Here is a 20,566-nt window from a genome sequence, read left to right as displayed (position 1 = left end):
AAAGGATAATTCAACTCACCTGCCCTTGATGCCTCCAGATATTTTCAATACATTTCCCAGATAAGAAATACTAAATCATGTGCACACCATATCTTATACAAGGTGTATTGATATGATTGAAGGAATTTACTTACCGGGTGTGCTTGCCGCTGGAATCGCCTCATATATTTTCGGTTCTATTTGGTACTATGTACTTTCATATTCATGGATGAAAGCTGTCGGCATCTCTGAAGAAGATGTTCAGATGTCGCCATCTACCTACGTCGTCACATTTCTCTGCGAGATGATCATGGCCTTCGTACTGGCCGGAATTCTCGTTTATTCAGGATCAGTCACCATCATCAGCGGCATCACTGCAGCTATCGTGATTTGGGGCGGATTTGTTCTGACTGGCCTTATCGTCAATCACAAGTTTCAACGCGCTTCATGGATGCTGACCTTTATCGACGCTGGCCATTGGCTTGGCGTTCTCATGGTTCAAGGCGCTGTTTACGCTCTGATTTCCGGATAAAACAACACTTCGACCAATCGCCTATTGCTGAATTTTCGTAGGTCAAACGAACCTAGAGAGAACGGGACCTACGAAAGTTCGAAGCATAAGCGCTAGACGCCCCAACGGCAGCTGCCCATAATACGCCACAGGAGTTGGGTATGTGATTACCCGTGGAGGAAATGGGGAGATTGACCATGACTGGTGATGTGTATCCAGTACCGGCTGAGATTGCCGAAAACGCCCTGCTCAACAATGAGCAGTACTTGGAGATGTACAACAAGTCCGTTGAAGATCCCGACGGATTCTGGGGGGAACACGGAAAGCGGATTGATTGGATCAAGCCCTACACAACCGTCAAAAACACCTCCTACGACTATCACAATGTTTCCATCAAATGGTTTGAAGACGGCACGCTGAACGTAGCAGCAAACTGTATTGACCGTCATCTGGCAGAACGCGGCGACCAGCTGCAATCATCTGGGAGGGTGATGAGCCGGATCAAAGCAAAACCATCACCTATAAGCAGCTTTCTGACGCCGTAAACCGCTTCGCAAACGTCTTGCTGACCAATGGCGTCAAAAAAGGTGACCGCGTCACCGTCTACATGCCAATGATCCCTGAAGCAGCCTACGCAATGCTCGCCTGTGCCCGTATCGGCGCCGTGCATTCCGTTGTTTTCGGCGGCTTCTCACCAGATAGTCTCGCAGGCCGTATTGAAGACTGTTCCTCTCGCTTCGTAATCACCGCCGACGAAGGCGTTCGTGGTGGCAGAACCGTGCCACTGAAGGAAAATACCGACCGTGCGATCGAGAAATGCGGCAACGTCGACAAAGTGTTCGTCGTAAAGCGCACCGGTGGCAACATCAACATGACTGAAGGCCGTGACCTTTGGTACCACGAAGAGATCGAAAAAGTCTCCGCAGACTGCCCACCAGCAGAAATGAATGCTGAAGACCCGCTCTTCATCCTCTACACTTCCGGCTCCACAGGTCAGCCAAAAGGCGTCATGCATACCTCAGGCGGTTACCTCGTCTACGCATCAATGACGCACCAATACGTCTTCGACTATCATCCGGGCGAAGTCTACTGGTGTACAGCTGACGTTGGCTGGGTCACAGGCCACAGCTACATCCTCTACGGCCCACTAGCAAACGGCGCCACAACCCTGATGTTCGAAGGTGTGCCAACCTACCCAACCGCAGGTCGCTTCTGGGAAGTTTGTGACAAACACAACGTAAACATCTTCTACACTGCCCCAACTGCAATTCGCGCATTGATGGGTGCTGGCGATGAGCACGTCACCAACACATCCCGCAAATCACTCCGCATTCTTGGGTCCGTTGGTGAACCAATCAATCCGGAAGCATGGATGTGGTACCACAACGTGGTTGGCGAGCAACGCTGCCCAATCGTCGACACATGGTGGCAGACAGAAACCGGTGGCATCCTGATCACACCACTGCCGGGCGCAACAGACCTCAAACCAGGCTCTGCAACCCGCCCATTCTTTGGTATCCAGCCTGCAATCGTTGATGCAGAAGCAACTTCCAGGAAGGCGCCACCGAGGGCAACCTCGTCATCACAGACAGCTGGCCGGGTCAGATGCGTACGGTTTACGGAGACCACGAGCGCTTCGTTCAGACCTACTTCGCAACTTACAAAGGCTTGTACTTCACAGGTGACGGCTGCCGCCGTGACGAAGACGGTTATTACTGGATCACAGGCCGCGTGGATGACGTAATCAACGTTTCCGGCCACCGCATGGGCACCGCAGAAGTAGAAAGCGCCCTCGTTGCCCACCCAGACGTCTCAGAAGCCGCTGTAGTGGGCTACCCACACGACGTGAAGGGTCAGGGCATCTACGCTTATGTAACCCTCATGGAAGGCCTTGAGCCGTCCGAAGAACTGAAGAAAAAACTGGTGAAGCACGTTCGCGCCGAAATCGGCCCAATCGCATCCCCTGACCTCATTCAGTTCGCTCCTAGCCTGCCAAAAACCCGAAGCGGTAAAATCATGCGCCGCATCCTCCGCAAAATCGCAGAGGACAGCTTCGAAAACCTCGGCGACACCTCAACCCTCGCCGACCCAACAGTAGTCGGCGACCTAATCGACAACCGCCAAAACCGAGCCGAAACGGTTTAGGTTGGTCAGATAGAAGACTGAAAACACAAAACCCCGCCGATCTGGCGGGGTTTTCGTTGCTGAATGAGCATAAAATTTTACTGAGACAGATAGATATTTTTAATATCGTTTGCAATCTTTTCAAACGCTTGGATCAACTCACTCTCATTGTCAGCTTTATAGAAAGTACTGCTGCTTGTTGCACAAGACTCCATCACTCGCTTGGCGGCATAAGAGCTTCCGAAATGAACAGAATATACAGTGATATTTTTGTCCTTCATATTCTTACAAATTTCTTTCGCTCTAGCAGATGAAGTGCCGTACTCTCCATATGATGATGAGTACCTCCAATCTATCTTATTGGCGAAAAACTCATGCTCATCCCTTGTAAACTTGTTTGAACCGTCAGGATTGGGACCTTCCGTCCAAGTGCCATTACGCTTTTTCTCAGCAATTTTTTCTTCACGTGCACGCTCGACACGATCATAGTTATAATTATCGCGATAATGCACGTTGAAATCGCCATCAGTCATAAACACTGCATATTTTCGAATATTAGGTGTGTCATATGAAAGAGGCTTGCTGTTTGTCGGCCAAAAACTCGACCATCTTGGAGAGATGGTGTACCAACCCCAAGCAATCCCGATTTGACCTGCCAGTACCCCCTCCTGCTGACAGCTGTCTAATCGAACTCTCAATCTTAGTCCTATCGGCTGTGAGAGGAACTATCTTTGCATTTCGAGGACAGTAACTATAGCCAGACCCAATATAATCTGTGTTACCTTCATCGTCTTCGAAATCATGAGGAACTTCGGTAGTAGCTTGGTTCATGATGCGTTCATGAACACAACCATAATAGCTAACATCAAACGTTGCTTTTTCTGCAAGTGTATTATCTAGCTTCACACCATTGCTATACGGAATAAAAGAGACACGGATGCGACTCTTTGCAATGTCAGTATCCTCAGGCAGTAGAGCATTAAGCAAACTAGTTGAAGCTCTTTTAAGCGCACCAATGTGCGATCTCATCGATCCGGTTACATCGACAATTACTGAAACCTCTACATTGCTTCTTGGGAATCTTGCAGTTGAGCTACTACCAACTGCGAGATCGCTGGTTTCATCACTACTCCCACCTGTTAAGAGCCCGATCATTGGAGAAAAGCTATTACTTAGCTTTGCTGACGCACTAGCGGAAATAGTATCTCCACCAATCTCATATTTAACTATAGGTTTTGTTACTTCAACATCTTCGCCAATAGAGTCTTTGATGTTCGCTTCAAAGTACTCTTCAATCATTGCTTGAACTTCGGCTTTACTCATATCAGTCGTCGAAAGCTTATTAGCCACAGCCAGCACAGCTGCATCCAAAGCTTGGTTTACTGCTCTTCGAGTGTTGAAGCCCATGCCAAAATCAATGGCCATTCCGGCAAAGACGATCATCAGAACCATAAGAACGGCCACAAGCACTGCAACCACTCCATCTTCGGAGCGATTGAACTTCTTAAATAGATCGGAGAATTGCTTGAAGTAACCCATCGTGATGCCCACCATCGACGCCCATGTAATTATGCCTAGCATAATCTAAGGGAGGTATCGCGGGTATTAATCACTCAACTTTATCGAAAGTTTTGAGGCGGATGGCTAACAAAACATTAACTGCAATCACGGTTCCAGTTCGCTGTCCCAGTAAAGGAAATCCAGCCAGCTTTCGTGGAGGTAGTTTGGTGGGAACAAGCGGCCGTTGTTATGCAAGTCCTGAACGCGTGGGATGAATGGCATTTGCATAGGGCGCATGTTCATTTCTTGCCAAGATTTATTCGCTTTCCGCAAGTTACACGGCGAACAAGCTGTTATGACGTTATCCCATGTCGTCAGTCCCCCTTTGCTACGAGGGATAAGGTGGTCAAACGTCAGATCTCTCTCAGATCCGCAATACTGGCACTGGAACTTATCTCTCAAAAACACGTTAAACCGCGTAAAGGCCGGATTTCTCTCAGTCTCGACAAATGACTTGAGCGCCACAACGCTTGGGAGCTGGAACTCGAAGCTTGGGCTGCGGACAACCTGATCATACTCTGAGACGATGTTCACCCGATCCAAAAACACAGCCTTCACCGCTTCCTGCCACCCCCAGAGTGACAGGGGATAGTAAGAGAGAGGTCGATAATCTGCATTCAATACAAGCGCTGGGAAAGCGCCTTCTGAAACGACTGCGTTCACAACATACTCCGGAGTTTCGCCTGGCTTAGAGTACCAAACGGAAATCATCTTGAGATGCTGTGATATTGTAGGCCCCAAATGACAGCTATGTGAAGTCTGACACTGCCTCTTACCCTAAGGAAATCAAAACACGGTATCTACCCGCTCAGACAGAGCGTAAGCAGATCAGAGGCTTAGCTCGGCAGAATCCATCAGGCCGCAGCCAATCCTGCAAATAAAAAAAGCGGGAATAGTCGCCTACTCCCGCTTCTCTTTGAATTCTTAGCAGTGATTACTTCCAGTCGCGCACGTCAACAAAGTGACCTGCGATCGCCGCTGCGGCAGCCATGCCTGGAGAAACGAGGTGCGTACGGCCTTTGAAGCCCTGACGGCCTTCGAAGTTACGGTTCGATGTAGAAGCACAACGCTCACCCGGCTTCAGCTTGTCAGCGTTCATCGCCAGACACATGGAGCAGCCCGGCTCACGCCATTCAAAGCCTGCATCCTTGAAGATCTCATCCAGACCTTCCGCTTCCGCCTGCGCTTTCACCAGACCAGAACCCGGTACGATCATCGCGCTCACAGTGTCAGCAACCTTCTTGCCCTTAACAACCGCTGCAGCTTCGCGTAGATCTTCGATGCGGCCATTGGTACAGGAGCCAACAAACACACGATCAATCTTGATGTCGGTGATCTTCTGACCCGCTTCAACGCCCATGTACTCCAGAGCACGCTCTTTGGAAGCACGACGAGTTTCGTCTTCAATGTCAGCTGGGTTAGGAACAACGCCAGTCACTGATGCAACATCTTCAGGAGAAGAGCCCCAGGTTACGATTGGAGGCAGGTTTGCCGCGTCCAGAACGATTTCCTTATCAAACTCAGCATTCTCGTCGGTGAACAGAGTTTCCCAATAAGAAACAGCCTGCTCCCATGCAGCGCCTTTTGGAGACTTCGGACGACCCTTCAGGTACTCGTAGGTCTTCTCATCCGGAGCAATCAGACCAGCACGTGCGCCAGCCTCAATAGACATGTTACAAACGGTCATGCGACCTTCCATGGAAAGACCACGGATTGCCTCACCAGCATATTCGATCACGTAGCCAGTACCACCAGCAGTGCCCAGCTCGCCGATGATCGCCAGAACGATATCTTTCGCGGTAACACCTTCAGGCAGCTGACCATTTACGGTCACACGCAGGTTTTTCGCCTTCTTCTGGATCAGCGTCTGAGTTGCCAGAACGTGCTCCACTTCAGAAGTACCGATACCGTGCGCCAGAGAACCGAATGCACCGTGTGTGGACGTATGACTGTCACCACAAACGATGGTCATGCCTGGCAGTGTAAAGCCCTGCTCCGGTCCAACAATGTGCACAACGCCCTGACGCTGGTCGAGCTCGGAGTAGTACTCAACGCCAAACTCAGCAGCATTGTCTGCCAGTGTCTGAACCTGCAGCGCGCTCTCAGGATCATCGATGCCCTTGGAACGGTCAGTGGTTGGAACGTTGTGGTCAACAACAGCCAGTGTACGCTTAGGGTGACGAACCTGACGGCCAGCCATGCGCAGGCCTTCAAACGCCTGCGGGCTTGTAACTTCGTGTACCAGGTGGCGGTCAATGTAAAGCAGGCAAGTTCCGTCTTCTTGCGTGCTGACCACGTGGTGGTCCCAGATCTTATCGTAAAGAGTTTTGGCCTGCGACATTGCGCTTGTCTCCTGGAAACGACTAATCCTTGTTTTTCTCGCAGTTCTGATCGCACCTACCAAGCGCTCAAGATCCGAGAAAACAGGATCATTCACTTTTTACCTGCAGCTCTCTGCGGCCGCATAAATCTTGAAAATGCAAAGGCGTCACAACAGAAGCCTCCGCTATACTGGCTCTATTAATCCTCTCAGATCGCCAAAATATCAAGCTTCTTTGCCTTGAGATTCTCTCAAGACCAGGAGGTAATCATAGCAAATTGAAGGCCTTCAAAGGGTCCATCACATCACCGCAATACATTGCGATCTAAGCATATATTTCTATGAGCAAAAGTTCAGGTGGGCACATAAATCGAATGGGAAGTCCGGAACATCCCAGACCGCTGCTCACAATGAGAGTGCTTCCATTTTCCTCGAAAGCGCCCTTCGCGTACTTCCGGTCCAGACGCGATGGTATTGTCAAAGCACCAATAAACGGCAGGCGAACCTGCCCCCCATGCGTATGCCCACTCAATGTCAAATCTACGGATTTCTTAGCTTTCAGAAAGATATCCGGCTCATGGGCGAGCAAAATCCGCGGGGCGGTGTCATCTTCAACCTGACTTAAGGCCACCTCAAGATCATCGCGTCGGCCTTTGCCATGCAGCTGACAGGCTTCTCCATACTGATCATCCAACCCGATAATCCAGACATGGGAGTTCCCACGTGTCGACACGCGCTGTGCCTTATTCTCGAGAACAGTCACACCGAAGGCTTCCAGCGCCTCTCTGGCTTCCTCACCACCTTCCAGCCAATCGTGATTGCCCAGCACACCAAACACGCCCAGAGGGGCCTTTAAACGCTCCATAGGCTGTGCCCAATCGGCAGCTGCAGCCAACGGTTTTGCAAAGGGAGGATGCATGGCAGTGTGAAAATCACCCAAAAGCGTAATGAGATCAGGCTCCAGACTGTTCGCACGCTCAACGATGCGCTTAATCCGCTCTGGCCGCATCCATGGCCAGCAGGCATGTAGGTCAGTCAGCACAACAACCCGCAAAGGTTTCTGGCCAAGAGCATCAGGAGAGACAACAACTTTATGCCGCGTGATTTTAGGAGGGAGCCAAGGCTCAACGAAAACGGCATAGATGCCGAGTAACACGACGAAAAGGATGATGAGTGCAATCACCATTCTGTTTCAAATCCCCTGCTCAGCCATCAACCAAAACCAGCTTAACCCACGTTGATTAATTGTATTCTGACAGACACCTCGCCTGCCTCCCCAAAAACTACGTGAAGTTTTCTGCAAACAGTTGGTGGAAGACTATTAGAAACACCAATAGCACCACATGGCATCCCATGCAGTGGTGAAGCTGGAGTTCCCGATTATCGGGACGAGCAAGGCGGCAGGCAATACCTGCGCTACTTATTGAAACTAATTCTTCGGCATCGACTACACGCCTTGCCCGGACGTTTTTGCAGGAGGCTAAAGCCAAGCTCCAAAAGACACTTGGAAGCGTTGCAGCTGTTGGAAAGCCTCAACGCTCAGTGTTGGCGCCCGTTGGTTTGGCCGGACATCCGCTATCCCTCAACACTGTTGGCGAAAGGGGAACCTCCACGGACCCGCCTGAAGATGCGTTAAGTCTTCAGATAGCCCCGCCCTGCCCACACCGTACCGACGGACGCTCCGCCAGCTGCCCGAATGCGCAGGCATGGCTTTAGTATGGGCATGTTTTCAAGCCAGGGGGATAAGTTTTTGAGGCAAGTAGCCATCACTCCTCGGTATCATCCCGGCCTTTGAGCCGGGACCCATACTCCCAAGCCTTACTATTTAACTGAGCCTTCGATCATTCTCCGGCACCGGGGTTATGGATCCCGGGTCTACGCAGGGCTTCGCCCGGGATGACACCGCAAGCGACTGAACCCAAGACCAATCAAACAACAAAACCCAAGAGCAAAAGACCCGGCCTTAAACGCAAAAAACCCCGCCGATTTCTCAGCGGGGTTTTTGAAACCAGTAAGGTCCGAGAGTAAATCTTACTCTTCAGCACCTTTAGCTTCAGCAGCCTTTTCAGCAGCTTTTGCAGCTTTTGCTTCAGCAGCAGCAGCACGAGCTTCTTCGTTAAGGCGCTTTGCGCGTACGTTGGTTGCTTCAACGATACGTGCGGATTTACCGCGACGCTCACGCAGGTAGTAAAGCTTCGCACGACGGACTTTACCGCGACGTACAACTTCCACACCTTCAACCATTGGGCTGTAGATTGGGAATACACGCTCTACACCTTCGCCGTAAGAGATCTTACGAACGGTGAAGCTTTCGTTGATGCCGCCGCCGGAGCGTGCGATGCAAACGCCTTCATAAGCCTGCACACGAGTACGAGTACCTTCAGTAACGCGTACGAGAACACGTACGGTGTCACCTGGAGAGAACTCAGGAAGCGTACGCTTCTCTTCGATGCGCGCCATTTCTTCGGCGTTGAGCTGCTCAATGATATTCATGGCAGTTTCTTCCATTATACAATTGGTCAGAGCGTCCCTAATGGTCCAGCCACCGGTACGTATTCACCAAACCTTGGCATTATGCCGGGAAGTGAAGTGGAACTAAGACCCTAACGGTAAACGCCAGACAGAATCCACTCCAGTCGGCGCGGGTTTAGCCGATTTTTCTATGTTTGTCATGAAAAAAGTGTAGAAAACAGCCTATCCACGGCTATTTTTTAAGTATTCCTGCCAGAGGTCTGGGCGACGTTCTTCAGTAATCTTTTCAGAGATCTCCAATCGCCACTGATCAATCAGTTTATGATTGCCGCTTTTAAGAACAGCAGGAATCTCTCGGCCCTCAAAATCTACCGGGCGCGTGTAATGCGGATGTTCCAATAAGCCATTCTCAAAGCTTTCGGTTTCACCACTCTCTTTATTGCCCATCACACCTGGAATCAGGCGCACAATACTGTCTAAAACCACATGTGCAGCCACTTCACCGCCAGAAAGGATGTAGTCGCCAATGGAAACTTCTTCGAGTTGACGGCCTTCAATCACACGCTCGTCCACACCCTCAAAGCGACCGCAGACGATAATAACACCCGGTCCATCAGCCAACTCTCGCGCTTTTGCCTGAGTAAACGGCTTGCCCCGCGGGCTCATGAGCAGACGTGGGCGGGTATCACCTTCTTCCGTTACATCATCAATCGCTTTGCCAAGAATATCCGGACGCAGAACCATACCGGCGCCGCCGCCTGCTGGCGTGTCATCCACGGAGCGATGTTTATCGGTGGCATAGTCACGAATGTTCTTCGCATCCAGAGACCAATCCCCACGCTCCATCGCACGCCCGGACATGCTCATACCCAGATTTCCCGGAAACATCTCAGGATACAGTGTCAAAATGGATGCACGAAAGCTCATGGTGGTCCTGCTTCAGCAATCAATGGAATGGTCTAAATGCAAAACGAGCAAAAATCACCGTAATGATCTCAGCTCGTCCTGCGTATCGGGATATATGCCAACCAGTTAGGAAGGCTCTGAACCGTCTTACGGTTCTTTCTCACCTTCCTCGTAAAAGCCTTCTGGAGCATGAACTTCCACGAAGCCTTCTTTAAGGTTGATGACAGGAACAACTGCTTTGGTGAACGGGAACAACAGAGATTTGCCGCTCTTAGGTGCGATTTCGATGAGATCGCCAGCACCAAAGTCCAGAAGAGCCAGAACTGTACCAATCTGCTCTTTATTCTCATCAAGCGCCTTCAGGCCGATAAGGTCAGAGTGGTAGAATTCATCCTCATCTTCCGTTTCAGGAAGACGCTCACGAGGTATATAAAGCTTCAACCCATTCAGAGCTTCAGCTTCGTTGCGGTCATTCACGCCTTCAAACTTGGTCACCACCACGTTTTTCTGCACGCGTGCCCGCTTCACTTTAAATTTGCGACTGCCGTCTTCGCTTTCAAGCTTGCCGTAATCGCCAAAAGAAAGCGGGTCATCACCAAATGGTTTGACCCGCACTTCTCCACGTATGCCGTGAGCAGCCCCGATCTGAGCCATTAGAATGCGGTCTTCAGGCTTGTTTGCCATAGCCGGCGTCTCCTTATCAGATCGGGTATGCTTATCTTATTCGGAAGCTTCTGCTGCTTCTGCCGCTGCTTCTTCAGCAGCTGCTTTTGCTTCAGCTTCTGCAGCAAGTTTCTCGTCAAGACGTTCCTGAGCTTTCTTGCCGAGTTTTGCTTTGTTAGGGTTGTTGCGTGGCTCACGCTTCAGCAGGCCAGCTGCGTCCAGGAAGCGGTGTACGCGGTCGGTTGGCTTCGCGCCGTGACCGAGCCAGTGCTTGATGCGCTCTTCGTTCAGTTCAACGCGGTTTTCAGCGTCTTTTGGCAGCATTGGGTTGTAGCGACCTACAACTTCAATGAAACGGCCGTCACGTGGGGAACGAACGTCTGCGATAACGATGCGGTAGAAAGGACGCTTTTTAGCACCACCGCGTGCCAGGCGAATTTTTGTAGCCATTGTTTAGTTACTCCTAGGTATTCAGTCTGTGCTGTGTTCAGCAGCAATAGCTTCATGATGCCGAATGACTTCCTTCACGATGAAGTTCAGGAACTTTTCAGCAAAGTCAGGATCAAGATTGGCCTCGGCCGCTAAACGGCGCAGACGCTCAATCTGAAGTTTTTCACGGGCCGGGTCAGCCGGTGGAAGACCATGGGTCGCTTTCAGCTCCCCAACAGCCTGTGTGCAGCGAAACCGTTCAGCCAACATATGCACCAGAGCAGCGTCAATGTTGTCGATGCTGGAACGAAGTCCACCAAGGATCACCTTGGCTTCTTCTGTCTTATCGATCTCGCTCAATTACTTTTTCCCCTTGCCAAGCCCTGGCAAACCAGGCGCTCCACCAAGACCGGGCAATTTAGGGCCACCAGCACCTGGCAATCCCCCGGGAAGCCCACCACCCGGTAATCCTTTAGGCAATTCCATGCCGCCTGGCAGCTGACCAGACTTAGCCATCTGCTCCAGCGCTTTAGGGTCAATGTTCGGCATTCCGCCGCCCATGCCTGGCATGCCGCCACCCATGGCGCCCATCATCTTGCCAAGCATACCCTTGCCTTTGCCCTTACCCATGGCCTTCATCATGTCGGCCATCTGGCGGTGCATTTTCAAAAGCTTATTAACTTCAGCAACCTGTACACCAGAACCCGCAGCAATACGCTTCTTGCGGCTTGCTTTCAGCAGGTCAGGCTTCGCACGTTCCTGCGCAGTCATGGAAGAGATGATCGCCATCTGGCGCTTGAACATGTTCTCATCAAGGTTGGCTGCAGCAAGCTGCTTCTTCATTTTGCCAACACCCGGAAGCATGCCCATCATGCCGGACATTCCGCCCATCTTTTCCATCTGCTTCAGCTGTTCAGAAAGATCGTTCAGGTCAAAGTGACCCTTCTGCATCTTCCGAGCCATCTCTGCGGCTTTTTCCGCATCAATCGCTTCAGCAGCCTTTTCAACGAGGGAGACAATGTCACCCATGCCGAGGATGCGATCAGCAATACGCTTTGGATGGAAGTCTTCAAGAGCATCGGACTTTTCACCGGTACCAATCAGCTTGATCGGCTTGCCGGTTACAGCACGCATGGAAAGAGCCGCACCACCGCGACCATCACCATCCATACGGGTCAGCATGATACCTGTGATGGAGCAACGCTCATCAAAGCTCTTCGCCAGATTAACAGCATCCTGACCAGTCAGAGCATCGGCAACAAGCAGAACTTCATGCGGGTTGGATGCAGCTTTAATCTGCTCCATTTCCACCATGAGAGGCTCATCAATGTGGCCGCGACCTGCGGTATCGAGCATGACAACGTCATAACCGCCCAGCTTCGCTGCGTTCAGCGCGCGCTTGGCGATATCAACTGGCTGCTGCCCTTCAATGATAGGAAGTGTGTCGATTTCGTTCTGTTCACCCAGAACTTTCAGCTGCTCCTGCGCTGCCGGACGGCGCGTATCAAGAGAAGCCATCAAAACTTTGCGCTTGTCGCGCTGTGTCAGACGACGTGCAATCTTGCCGGTTGCAGTGGTTTTACCTGCACCCTGCAGACCAACCATCATGATACAGACCGGAGCCGGGGCATTCAGGTCGATCGGATGAGATTCCTCACCCAGCATCTCCACCAGCTGGTCATGAACGATCTTGACGACCATCTGACCCGGCTTAATGGACTTAACAACCTCTGCACCAACAGCGCGATGCTTCACCTTATCGGTGAAAGAACGCACGATCGGCAACGCCACATCAGCCTCGATGAGCGCGCGGCGGACTTCGCGCAGCGCTTCACTAACATCGGATTCAGAAAGCGCACCACGTTTTGTGAGCTTATCTAGAATACCGCCTAGGCGATCTGACAGATTATCGAACATGTCGTTCCTTTAAAATCTCGTTTCGGCACAAGCACCTAAAGAAAACTCCTCGGCGCTGTACACTCGTTCCTCAATGAATTTGGTGTCACCGCAGTCAATTTGCCATGCCAAACCAAGTGCACATAGCAAAAAATCACCCGAGGGCGCATCGCGCTGTCGGGTGTTGACCTCTGGGATCTCTTTATACCTTTTCGGGTCCCAGTCAGTGGCTCCAGAATTCAAATCGAAGGAGTTAACTCGGGTATCTACGAGAAAGCAGGTGCCGAGTCAAGCAAAACTGCCATTTCCTAGAGATTGTATAAGCTTGGATAAAAAGGAAAACTGACAGACACACTCCGTTTCCGGTCAGGCTGGCACTCAATCAGCGAAAAAAGAGGCGATGTAACGATGCTGTTTAGAAATAAGTATCTGTTTTTGTTGTCTCTTATCATCCTGATCGCCGGGTTTCTGGTCTACTGGGCCAACACCTATATTTCTCCCTCCATAACCTTCAACCCAAGCGACATTGGCGAAGACCCGGAAGCTACATCGCGCGGGTGGAAAGCCGGTTTAAGGATATTAAGCCGGGATTGGAGAAGCAAATCATCTGGCAGAACCCGGATACCAAAGCCAAAACCGACTACGCCGTCGTCTACATTCACGCTTCTCCGCCAGCAAGGATGAAATCAGACCCGTCCCGGATCTGGTCGCCAGTTCCATTCAGGCCAATCTCTATTACACACGCTTGCCCGGCCACGCCCGCACACCAGCCGCAATGGGAGAGCCCGGAGTTGATGACTACTTCAATGCGCTGGCAGAAGCTCTGGCAATCGCAAAGGCCATTGGCAACAAAGTCATCATGATCAGCACCTCCTTCGGCGGAACACTATCCGCCTGGACGGATCTGACAGACCACGCGCTCAAAGAAGACATTGAAGCCATCGTGCTGGTGTCTCCGGTCTTTGAGCTAGCCGCAGCAGGAACCTCCCTGCTCACATATCCACTCGCAGAGTTCTATACGCCCATCATTGTGGGCAAGTACCGTGTTGCGGACCCCAATGCCAACTTTGAAGAAATCTACGCATGGACCAACGCCTACCCATCAACCGCCCTGCTGCCTCTTGCTGAAACAGTCAAACTGGTTGGCAGTCTGGATGCTGCAAACGCAACCATTCCCACCATGTTCATCTACGATATTCGCGATGAAACCTCATATGAGAAAGCCACAGCAAGATTCTTTGATAACTGGGGCGCTCCAAAGCATCGCCTTCTCATCACAGAATCTTCGGGCAACCATCATGTCATCGCAGGCGACATCACCAATCCCGAAAATAATCTGCTGGTTTCCAACGGTATCATCGAATGGCTGGGCTCTCTGGGCGTGCCCACAATCTACTCGCAGTAACACCTTCAAAGTGCTCTGATTTGATATTTCAACCCAAGCTGGAATATGCTGGTGCCGTTAAGGAACAAAGGCACCCCATATGCTATTTCGTTATTTTATTTTTGTAGTGCTGATTTTGCTCGTCGGTGGCACAATTGCCTTCATGGTAGGCCCAAGAGAACCACGCGATACAGAGATCACCTTCAAGCCCGAAATTATGGGTGACGATCTCGAATTGTATCTGTCAGACAACGAAGCCAAATTTCAGGATATCCGCGCTGACACCGCCAAGGAAATCATCTGGTTCAATGGCGAGAAGAACAGCAAAACGCCGCTTTCAATCATTTACATCCATGGCTTTTCCGCCAGCAAACACGAAATCCGCCCGGTTCCGGACCGCGTTGCCAATGAGATGGGTGCCAATCTCTTCTACACCCGCCTGACTGGTCACGGACGTTCCGGCGATGCAATGGCAGAGGCCACATTGAACGACTGGATCAATGATCTGGCAGAGGCCGTTGAGATTGGCCGCCGCATTGGCGAAAAGACAATCATCATGTCCACCTCAACAGGCGGCTCATTGGCAGCATGGCTGGCTATGCAGGACCATCCTCTGAAAGAGGACATCGCCGCGATGGTGTTCGTCTCGCCAAACTTCGGCGTCAAAGCTGCCGGCGGCTTCCTGCTCGATATGCCGTATGCGCGGCACTATGTACCTCTGATCATTGGCAAAACCCGTTCATCCTCAAAAGCGCCTTCCAAGGAAGAGCAGATGGGCTGGACCATCAGCTATCCAAGCGTAGCCCTGCTGCCAATGGCAACCGCGATCTCTGTTCTGCAGGAGCAAGACCCAGCGAAGGCCAGCATCCCTGCTCTGTTCATCTACAGCGAGAAAGACGAAACCATCGACGCAGCGCTAACCAATGTCGCCTATGACAAATGGGGCGCCCCAAAACAGCGCCTGCTCATCGAAAGCTCAGGGGATGACAACAACCACGTCATCGCAGGCGATATCATCAGCCCGCAGAACAACGACCTTGTGGTCTCAACCACAGTTCAGTGGCTAAGCGACCAACTGCTCTAAGCCAAAAAGCAAAACGGGCGAGAAGTCCCTCGCCCGTTCCAAATTCAAAACTCTCAGAAAAACTTACTGCGAATAATCGCGCGCGCCAAACACGGCGGAGCCAACACGCACGTGTGTCGCGCCATGCTGCACAGCGATTGGGTAGTCAGAAGACATGCCCATAGAGAGCTTCTCAAGGCCGTTTCGCTTTGCGATTTTCTCAAGCAACGCGAAATGCATACCCGGCGCTTCATCAACAGGTGGAATGCACATCAGGCCTTCAATCTCCAGCCCATACTCATCACGGCATTTCGCGATAAACGCATCCGCTTCCTTTGGAGGAATGCCAGCCTTCTGGTCTTCTTCCCCGGTATTAACCTGAATGAACAGCTTTGGCGTCTTGCCTTGCTTATCCATCTCAGCTTTCAACGCTTTAGCGATTTTATCGCGATCCACAGTATGGATAACGTCGAACGTCTGGATAGCTTCTTTGGCCTTATTGGATTGCAGCGGGCCAATCAGATGCAGCTCAACACCGTCAAACTCTTCACGAAGTCCCGGCCATTTGCCCATAGCTTCCTGCACACGGTTTTCACCAAACACGCGCTGACCAGCTTCCAGAACCGGCTTAATCGCTGAAGCTTCAAAGGTTTTTGAAACTGCAATCAAAGTCACAGAACCATCCGGACGCTCAGCATCCGTCTCTGCTTTCCCGATGTTTTCCTTGACCTCTTTAAGGCGAAGTGCAGCAGCGTCGCTCATTCCTAACTCCAGCGAAAAATCCATATTCGAGACATGAAATGCGCTCCCTAAGGTCCAAAAGCAAGAGTAGTTGCACTTCATTGAGAAATTTCTGACAAATCTTCTCGGTTTTTCCTCTGTCTACCGCTTGACCAAACTGGCAATTTCTGGTGACAGTCCGAGCAAACCTAATTTGCTTGTTCAAGGCAAAAATCAAACACACGGCGGAATAAATGGCTACGGATAGGTATAATGCACGCGCTACGGAAGCGCGCTGGCAAAAAGTATGGGACGAAAAGAAGATCTTCGAGACGGACAACGATGATCCGCGCGAGAAGTACTACGTACTAGAGATGTTCCCTTACCCATCCGGTCGTCTACACATGGGGCACGTCCGCAACTATTCCATGGGTGACGTGGTTGCACGTTTCAAACGCGCACGCGGCTTCAACGTTCTGCACCCAATGGGCTGGGATGCATTCGGCATGCCTGCAGAAAACGCAGCAGCTGAAAAGAAGGTGCACCCAAAGGGCTGGACTTACGACAACATCGCAGCAATGCGCGGTCAGCTGAAGACAATCGGCCTGTCTTTTGACTGGAGCCGCGAGTTCGCAACCTGCGATGAAAGCTACTACGCACAGCAGCAGGCGCTGTTCCTGGACTTCCTGGAAGCTGGCTTGGTTTACCGCAAAAACGCGAAGGTAAACTGGGATCCGGTCGATATGACCGTTCTGGCAAACGAACAGGTGATCGACGGCAAAGGCTGGCGCTCCGGCGCAGTTGTTGAGCAGAAAGACCTGACCCAGTGGTTCTTCAAGATCTCTGATCATTCTGAAGAGCTGTTGGAAGCAATCGACACACTGACCGAATGGCCTGAAAAAGTTCGTCTCATGCAGAAGAACTGGATCGGCAAGTCAGTTGGTCTGAAGGTCAACTTCGAGTTCACTGAAACCGCTCCAACCGGCGACGAAACTCTGGAGATCTTCACCACCCGTCCGGATACGCTGTACGGCGCGTCCTTTATGGGCCTGTCTCCAGATCATCCGATCACGCAGAAACTGGCTGAAGACAACGCAGAACTGCAGGAGTTCATTGCTGAATGTCGCCGTATCGGCACCACAGCTGAAGCAATTGAAACCGCAGAAAAGCTTGGCTTTGACACTGGCCTGCGCGTGAAGCATCCACTGGATCCATCTTGGGAACTGCCAGTTTACGTGGCAAACTTCATCCTGATGGACTACGGCACAGGCGCGATCTTCGCATGTCCTGCACACGACCAGCGCGATCTGGACTTTGCTCACAAGTACAAGCTGCCAGTGAAAGCAGTTGTGCTGCCAGCAGGCGAAGATGCAGCAACTTTCGAAGTTGGTACAGAAGCTTACACTGGCGAAGGTTCCATCTTTAACTCCGACTTCATGAACGGCATGTCCATCGAAGATGCGAAGAACGCTGTTTCTGACAAGCTGGAAGCGCAGGAAGTTAAAGGCAAGCAACAGGCTCACCGCGAGACCAACTACCGTCTGCGCGACTGGGGTATCTCCCGTCAGCGTTACTGGGGTTGTCCGATCCCTGTCATCCACTGTGATGACTGTGGTGTTCAGCCTGCGCCAAAAGAAAGCCTGCCAATCGTTCTGCCGGAAGATGTCACCTTCGACCGTCCGGGCAACCCGCTGGATCGTCACCCAACATGGCGTGATGTGAAATGCCCATGCTGTGGCAAGGACGCTCAGCGTGAAACCGATACCATGGACACCTTCGTGGATTCCTCCTGGTACTTCGCACGCTTCACCGATCCGAAGAACAGCAACCCAACCGATCCAAAGGTTGCTTCCGAATGGCTGCCAGTCGATCAGTACATCGGCGGTATTGAACACGCGATCCTGCACCTGCTCTACTCCCGCTTCTTTGCTCGTGCCATGCAGATCACCAAGCATCTGGACGTGAAAGAGCCATTCAAAGGCCTCTTCACACAGGGAATGGTGAACCACGAGACCTACAAAGACGCAGATGGCAAATGGGTCACTCCAGCTGAAATCAACATCATCAGCACCGAAGGCGATAGAAAAGCGGTTCACGCAGAAACCGGCGCACCAGTCACCATCGGTTCCATCGAGAAGATGTCCAAGTCGAAGAAGAACGTTGTTGACCCAACCGACATCATCGACACCTACGGCGCTGACACCGCACGTCTCTTCGTGCTCTCTGACAGCCCGCCAGAGCGTGACATCATCTGGACTGAAGATGGCGTAATCGGTGCATGGCGTCACGTACAACGCGTATGGCGCATCATCGGTGAAGTCGCTGAGAAGACCGAAGCAAACACTGCCCGTCCTGCTGAGTTCAGCGACGAAGCGGTTGCTCTGCGCCGTGTCTCTCACAAAACTCTGGCGGCGATCACCAAGGACTTTGACGGCCTCGGCTTCAACCGCGCTGTTGCTCGTCTTTATGAGTTCACCAACGCAATCAGCAAAGCGCTTCAGGCAGACCTCAGCAAACCAGATATGGCTTTTGCTCTGCGCGAAGCAGCTGGCTTCATTCTGCAGCTCATGGAACCAATCACACCTCACCTTTCTGAGGAATGCTGGTCCATGCTCGGCAACGAAGGGCTGGTATCCACATCAAACTGGCCAGTTCTGGAAGAAGATCTGCTGGTAGAAAACACCATTACGCTTCCGATTCAAATCAACGGCAAGAAAAAAGGTGAGCTTTCTGTAGCAAGAGACTCTTCCAAAGAGCAGGTAGAAGAAGCTACTCTGGCTCATGAGGCTGTTCAGAAGGCTCTGGACGGCAAGGCCCCACGTAAAATCATCGTGGTACCTCAGAGGATTGTAAATGTCGTTGTTTGATCGCCCTGCTAAATCAGGTCGCCCTTCCCGCCGGGTTCTACTCGGCGGGGCAACAATTGTTGCAGGCGCCCTTCTTCTTTCTGGCTGCCAGTTCCGCCCGCTTTACGGGGTAAGCCCAACGCTCACCAGCGATGGCACGGAACAGACACAGACCGTCCAGGCGCAAATGGCGGCAGTTTCTCTGAACTTTCCTTCCTATGGAGACTCAGGATCCATCAAGCGCATCAACCAGGTTCTGCGTAATCAGCTGATTTTCGCATTCACCCGTGGTGGTGATGCATTGCCTCCAAAGTACCGCCTGGAAATCCTGAGTGACAGACGCCGCGCTGAGGTGGGTGTTGAGCAGCTGGCCGACGTGCCAACCGCATACAACATCACCATCAACACCAGCTTCGTTCTCTCTGACATCCAGAGCGATCGCACGCTCTACACTGGTCGCTCTTTTGCCTCTGCATCCTTTGACTTCTCCAGTCAGCGTTTTGCAAACCTGAGAGCTGAAAGAGACGCTGAAGACCGCGCTGCCAAGGTTGTCGCTGCAGACATCAACACCCGCATCGCAAGCTTCTTCGCAACGCATCCAGTCGAGCCTGTAGAATAGGACCACTATGGTAGCCCTCAAAGCTGCTGAAATTGACCGGTACATCGCCAACCCGCCAGACTCTGTAAACCTCATCCTTGTTTATGGACCAGACACCGGGTTGGTGAACGAGCGGGCACAAGCCCTCATCTCAAAAGCAGCAGCTGAGAATGATGATCCATTCTCACAAGTTAAACTCGACGCTGCTGACATCGCTGCAGACCCCAGTCGCCTTGTAGACGAAGCCCTCACCATTCCTCTCTTTGGTGGCCGGCGGACAATCTGGGTGCGTGAAAACGGCACCAAGAGCGTGCTTCCTGCAGTCGAACCTCTTCTGAAAAACAACGACTTTACGGCCTTCATCGTCATCGAAGCCGGAGACTTGAAAAAGACCTCAGGCCTGCGCAAGAAGATCGAAGCCAGCAAAACCGCTGTGGCGATCCCCTGCTTCGCAGACACTGCGCGCGATGTAGATCGTCTGATTGATGAAGAAACCCTCTCAGCGGGCCTGCAAATCAGCAAGGAAGCCCGTATGGCGCTTCACACTTTGTTGGGCGCAGACCGCATTGCCAGCCGCGGTGAGCTCAAAAAGCTCTGCCTCTACGCGATGAATGACAATCGCATTGAGGTCCACCATGTCGAAGAGATCATCGGTGATGCCTCCGCATTCGCCATGGATGAGTTGATCGATGCTGCCGCTTTGGGTGACACCGTCACGCTGGACCATGGCCTGGAGCGCCTGTCAGCCTCAGGGATGGACGTCGGCGTTATTGCCTCTCAAGCCCTCAGACATTTCCAAATGCTGCACCTATGCCGCCTAAAAGCCAATCAACGCATTGCTGTAGAAGATGTTATCGGTGGCATCCGCCCACCAATCTTCTGGAAGCGCCGCTCTAAGATTGTCCGGCAGGTTGAGATCTGGAACGAGGATTTCCTTGAACGCGCGCTGATCCGTCTCAATGACGCAGTCAAAGAAGCACGCTTTAATGCAAACCTCTCAACTGCAATCGTCTCACACACGCTGCTGGCAATTGCTCAGGTTGCAAAGGCCTCAAACCGACGCCGCTAAACACCAGGAAGGTGGCTTTCCACCTT

General features: G+C 51.8%; 19 protein-coding genes and 1 pseudogene. 8 read left to right on the top strand and 12 right to left on the bottom strand.

The genetic code is table 11. The features are described 5' to 3' along the window. Positions 1 to 112: 112 nt before the first annotated feature. Both JCM12308_RS22315 and acs read left to right on the top strand, forming a co-directional pair. The gene (locus tag JCM12308_RS22315; protein ID WP_083416806.1) at positions 113 to 511 is read left to right on the top strand and encodes a DUF1761 domain-containing protein; all 399 of its coding nucleotides are present in this window, start codon (positions 113 to 115) and stop codon (positions 509 to 511) included. A gap of 176 nt (positions 512 to 687) precedes the next feature. Then, positions 688 to 2,635: pseudogene (gene acs / locus JCM12308_RS22310) on the top strand (acetate--CoA ligase). 77 nt (positions 2,636 to 2,712) lie between these two features. On the opposite strand, the gene JCM12308_RS22305 reads toward acs, so the two are convergent. The 11 genes from JCM12308_RS22305 to ffh form a co-directional block, all read right to left on the bottom strand. Further along, the gene (locus JCM12308_RS22305) at positions 2,713 to 3,147 is read right to left on the bottom strand and encodes a hypothetical protein (protein ID WP_054785128.1); all 435 of its coding nucleotides are present in this window, start codon (positions 3,145 to 3,147) and stop codon (positions 2,713 to 2,715) included. A 31-nt stretch (positions 3,148 to 3,178) separates the two neighbouring features. Next, complete coding sequence (locus JCM12308_RS22300; RefSeq protein WP_164845347.1) at positions 3,179 to 4,168, bottom strand: pilus assembly protein TadG-related protein; 990 nt, start codon at positions 4,166 to 4,168, stop codon at positions 3,179 to 3,181. 111 nt (positions 4,169 to 4,279) lie between these two features. After that, the gene (locus JCM12308_RS22295; protein WP_054785126.1) at positions 4,280 to 4,885 is read right to left on the bottom strand and encodes an HNH endonuclease; all 606 of its coding nucleotides are present in this window, start codon (positions 4,883 to 4,885) and stop codon (positions 4,280 to 4,282) included. 223 nt (positions 4,886 to 5,108) lie between these two features. Continuing rightward, positions 5,109 to 6,515, bottom strand: coding sequence for a 3-isopropylmalate dehydratase large subunit (leuC, locus tag JCM12308_RS22290; protein WP_054785125.1), 1,407 nt, complete (start codon positions 6,513 to 6,515; stop codon positions 5,109 to 5,111). 304 nt (positions 6,516 to 6,819) lie between these two features. Beyond that, on the bottom strand, positions 6,820 to 7,680 hold the full coding sequence (locus JCM12308_RS22285) for a metallophosphoesterase (RefSeq protein ID WP_054785124.1): 861 nt from the start codon (positions 7,678 to 7,680) through the stop codon (positions 6,820 to 6,822). Positions 7,681 to 8,525: 845 nt separating this feature from the next. Continuing rightward, positions 8,526 to 8,987 (bottom strand): 50S ribosomal protein L19, encoded by a 462-nt coding sequence (rplS, locus tag JCM12308_RS22280; RefSeq protein ID WP_041767793.1) that lies wholly within the window; start codon positions 8,985 to 8,987, stop codon positions 8,526 to 8,528. Between the two features lie 201 nt (positions 8,988 to 9,188). After that, complete coding sequence (gene trmD, locus JCM12308_RS22275; protein WP_054785123.1) at positions 9,189 to 9,893, bottom strand: tRNA (guanosine(37)-N1)-methyltransferase TrmD; 705 nt, start codon at positions 9,891 to 9,893, stop codon at positions 9,189 to 9,191. 126 nt (positions 9,894 to 10,019) lie between these two features. Beyond that, positions 10,020 to 10,556, bottom strand: coding sequence for a ribosome maturation factor RimM (rimM, locus tag JCM12308_RS22270; RefSeq protein ID WP_054785122.1), 537 nt, complete (start codon positions 10,554 to 10,556; stop codon positions 10,020 to 10,022). A 36-nt stretch (positions 10,557 to 10,592) separates the two neighbouring features. Further along, positions 10,593 to 10,985, bottom strand: a complete 393-nt coding sequence (rpsP, locus tag JCM12308_RS22265) for a 30S ribosomal protein S16 (protein ID WP_008550428.1) — start codon at positions 10,983 to 10,985, stop codon at positions 10,593 to 10,595. Positions 10,986 to 11,006: 21 nt separating this feature from the next. After that, positions 11,007 to 11,324, bottom strand: coding sequence for a chorismate mutase (locus JCM12308_RS22260; RefSeq protein ID WP_014283236.1), 318 nt, complete (start codon positions 11,322 to 11,324; stop codon positions 11,007 to 11,009). Beyond that, positions 11,325 to 12,881: a signal recognition particle protein gene (gene ffh / locus JCM12308_RS22255; RefSeq protein WP_008550724.1), complete on the bottom strand. Its 1,557-nt coding sequence runs from the start codon at positions 12,879 to 12,881 to the stop codon at positions 11,325 to 11,327. It abuts the gene before it with no gap. A 387-nt stretch (positions 12,882 to 13,268) separates the two neighbouring features. Between ffh and JCM12308_RS30835 the strand changes: the two genes are divergently transcribed. From JCM12308_RS30835 to JCM12308_RS22245, 3 genes are all read left to right on the top strand, one after another. Continuing rightward, positions 13,269 to 13,544, top strand: coding sequence for a hypothetical protein (locus tag JCM12308_RS30835; RefSeq protein WP_208978867.1), 276 nt, complete (start codon positions 13,269 to 13,271; stop codon positions 13,542 to 13,544). Between the two features lie 91 nt (positions 13,545 to 13,635). Then, entirely contained in the window at positions 13,636 to 14,265 is a 630-nt protein-coding gene (locus JCM12308_RS30830) for an alpha/beta hydrolase (RefSeq protein ID WP_208978866.1), read from the top strand. Positions 14,266 to 14,344: 79 nt separating this feature from the next. Beyond that, positions 14,345 to 15,328, top strand: coding sequence for an alpha/beta hydrolase (locus tag JCM12308_RS22245; RefSeq protein ID WP_054785121.1), 984 nt, complete (start codon positions 14,345 to 14,347; stop codon positions 15,326 to 15,328). A gap of 63 nt (positions 15,329 to 15,391) precedes the next feature. Here the strand turns inward: JCM12308_RS22245 and JCM12308_RS22240 are convergent, their stop codons facing one another. Next, positions 15,392 to 16,069 (bottom strand): YggS family pyridoxal phosphate-dependent enzyme, encoded by a 678-nt coding sequence (locus tag JCM12308_RS22240; protein WP_054785155.1) that lies wholly within the window; start codon positions 16,067 to 16,069, stop codon positions 15,392 to 15,394. A 212-nt stretch (positions 16,070 to 16,281) separates the two neighbouring features. Here JCM12308_RS22240 and leuS point away from each other — a divergent pair, with 212 nt between their 5' ends. Genes leuS through holA form a run of 3 tightly spaced genes read left to right on the top strand, consistent with a single transcriptional unit; the run spans position 16,282 to position 20,540 of the window. Continuing rightward, positions 16,282 to 18,894 carry a leucine--tRNA ligase gene (leuS, locus tag JCM12308_RS22235; protein ID WP_054785120.1) on the top strand — a complete coding sequence of 871 codons (2,613 nt, stop codon included), beginning with the start codon at positions 16,282 to 16,284 and terminating at the stop codon, positions 18,892 to 18,894. Next, positions 18,881 to 19,492, top strand: coding sequence for an LPS assembly lipoprotein LptE (gene lptE, locus JCM12308_RS22230; protein WP_054785119.1), 612 nt, complete (start codon positions 18,881 to 18,883; stop codon positions 19,490 to 19,492). Before leuS ends, lptE begins: the two co-directional genes overlap by 14 nt. A gap of 7 nt (positions 19,493 to 19,499) precedes the next feature. Then, positions 19,500 to 20,540, top strand: a complete 1,041-nt coding sequence (gene holA, locus JCM12308_RS22225) for a DNA polymerase III subunit delta (RefSeq protein WP_014283243.1) — start codon at positions 19,500 to 19,502, stop codon at positions 20,538 to 20,540. Positions 20,541 to 20,566 lie beyond the last annotated feature (26 nt).

Source organism: Pseudovibrio denitrificans JCM 12308, from assembly GCF_001310815.1.
Classification (GTDB): domain Bacteria; phylum Pseudomonadota; class Alphaproteobacteria; order Rhizobiales; family Stappiaceae; genus Pseudovibrio; species Pseudovibrio denitrificans.
Note: the sequence above shows the minus strand (reverse complement) of the source record. Positions and strands in the feature narration are given on the sequence as shown.

Bases quoted from the DNA above. Each gene is read 5' to 3' on its own strand.
- JCM12308_RS22315 (WP_083416806.1), top strand. From the start codon at position 113: ATGATTGAAGGAATTTACTTACCGGGTGTGCTTGCCGCTGGAATCGCC.
- JCM12308_RS22305 (WP_054785128.1), bottom strand. From the start codon at position 3,147: ATGACTGATGGCGATTTCAACGTGCATTATCGCGATAATTATAACTAT.
- JCM12308_RS22300 (WP_164845347.1), bottom strand. From the start codon at position 4,168: ATGGTGGGCATCACGATGGGTTACTTCAAGCAATTCTCCGATCTATTT.
- JCM12308_RS22295 (WP_054785126.1), bottom strand. From the start codon at position 4,885: ATGATTTCCGTTTGGTACTCTAAGCCAGGCGAAACTCCGGAGTATGTT.
- leuC (WP_054785125.1), bottom strand. From the start codon at position 6,515: ATGTCGCAGGCCAAAACTCTTTACGATAAGATCTGGGACCACCACGTG.
- JCM12308_RS22285 (WP_054785124.1), bottom strand. From the start codon at position 7,680: ATGGTGATTGCACTCATCATCCTTTTCGTCGTGTTACTCGGCATCTAT.
- rplS (WP_041767793.1), bottom strand. From the start codon at position 8,987: ATGAATATCATTGAGCAGCTCAACGCCGAAGAAATGGCGCGCATCGAA.
- trmD (WP_054785123.1), bottom strand. From the start codon at position 9,893: ATGAGCTTTCGTGCATCCATTTTGACACTGTATCCTGAGATGTTTCCG.
- rimM (WP_054785122.1), bottom strand. From the start codon at position 10,556: ATGGCAAACAAGCCTGAAGACCGCATTCTAATGGCTCAGATCGGGGCT.
- rpsP (WP_008550428.1), bottom strand. From the start codon at position 10,985: ATGGCTACAAAAATTCGCCTGGCACGCGGTGGTGCTAAAAAGCGTCCT.
- ffh (WP_008550724.1), bottom strand. From the start codon at position 12,881: ATGTTCGATAATCTGTCAGATCGCCTAGGCGGTATTCTAGATAAGCTC.
- JCM12308_RS30835 (WP_208978867.1), top strand. From the start codon at position 13,269: ATGCTGTTTAGAAATAAGTATCTGTTTTTGTTGTCTCTTATCATCCTG.
- JCM12308_RS30830 (WP_208978866.1), top strand. From the start codon at position 13,636: ATGGGAGAGCCCGGAGTTGATGACTACTTCAATGCGCTGGCAGAAGCT.
- JCM12308_RS22245 (WP_054785121.1), top strand. From the start codon at position 14,345: ATGCTATTTCGTTATTTTATTTTTGTAGTGCTGATTTTGCTCGTCGGT.
- JCM12308_RS22240 (WP_054785155.1), bottom strand. From the start codon at position 16,069: ATGAGCGACGCTGCTGCACTTCGCCTTAAAGAGGTCAAGGAAAACATC.
- leuS (WP_054785120.1), top strand. From the start codon at position 16,282: ATGGCTACGGATAGGTATAATGCACGCGCTACGGAAGCGCGCTGGCAA.
- lptE (WP_054785119.1), top strand. From the start codon at position 18,881: ATGTCGTTGTTTGATCGCCCTGCTAAATCAGGTCGCCCTTCCCGCCGG.
- holA (WP_014283243.1), top strand. From the start codon at position 19,500: ATGGTAGCCCTCAAAGCTGCTGAAATTGACCGGTACATCGCCAACCCG.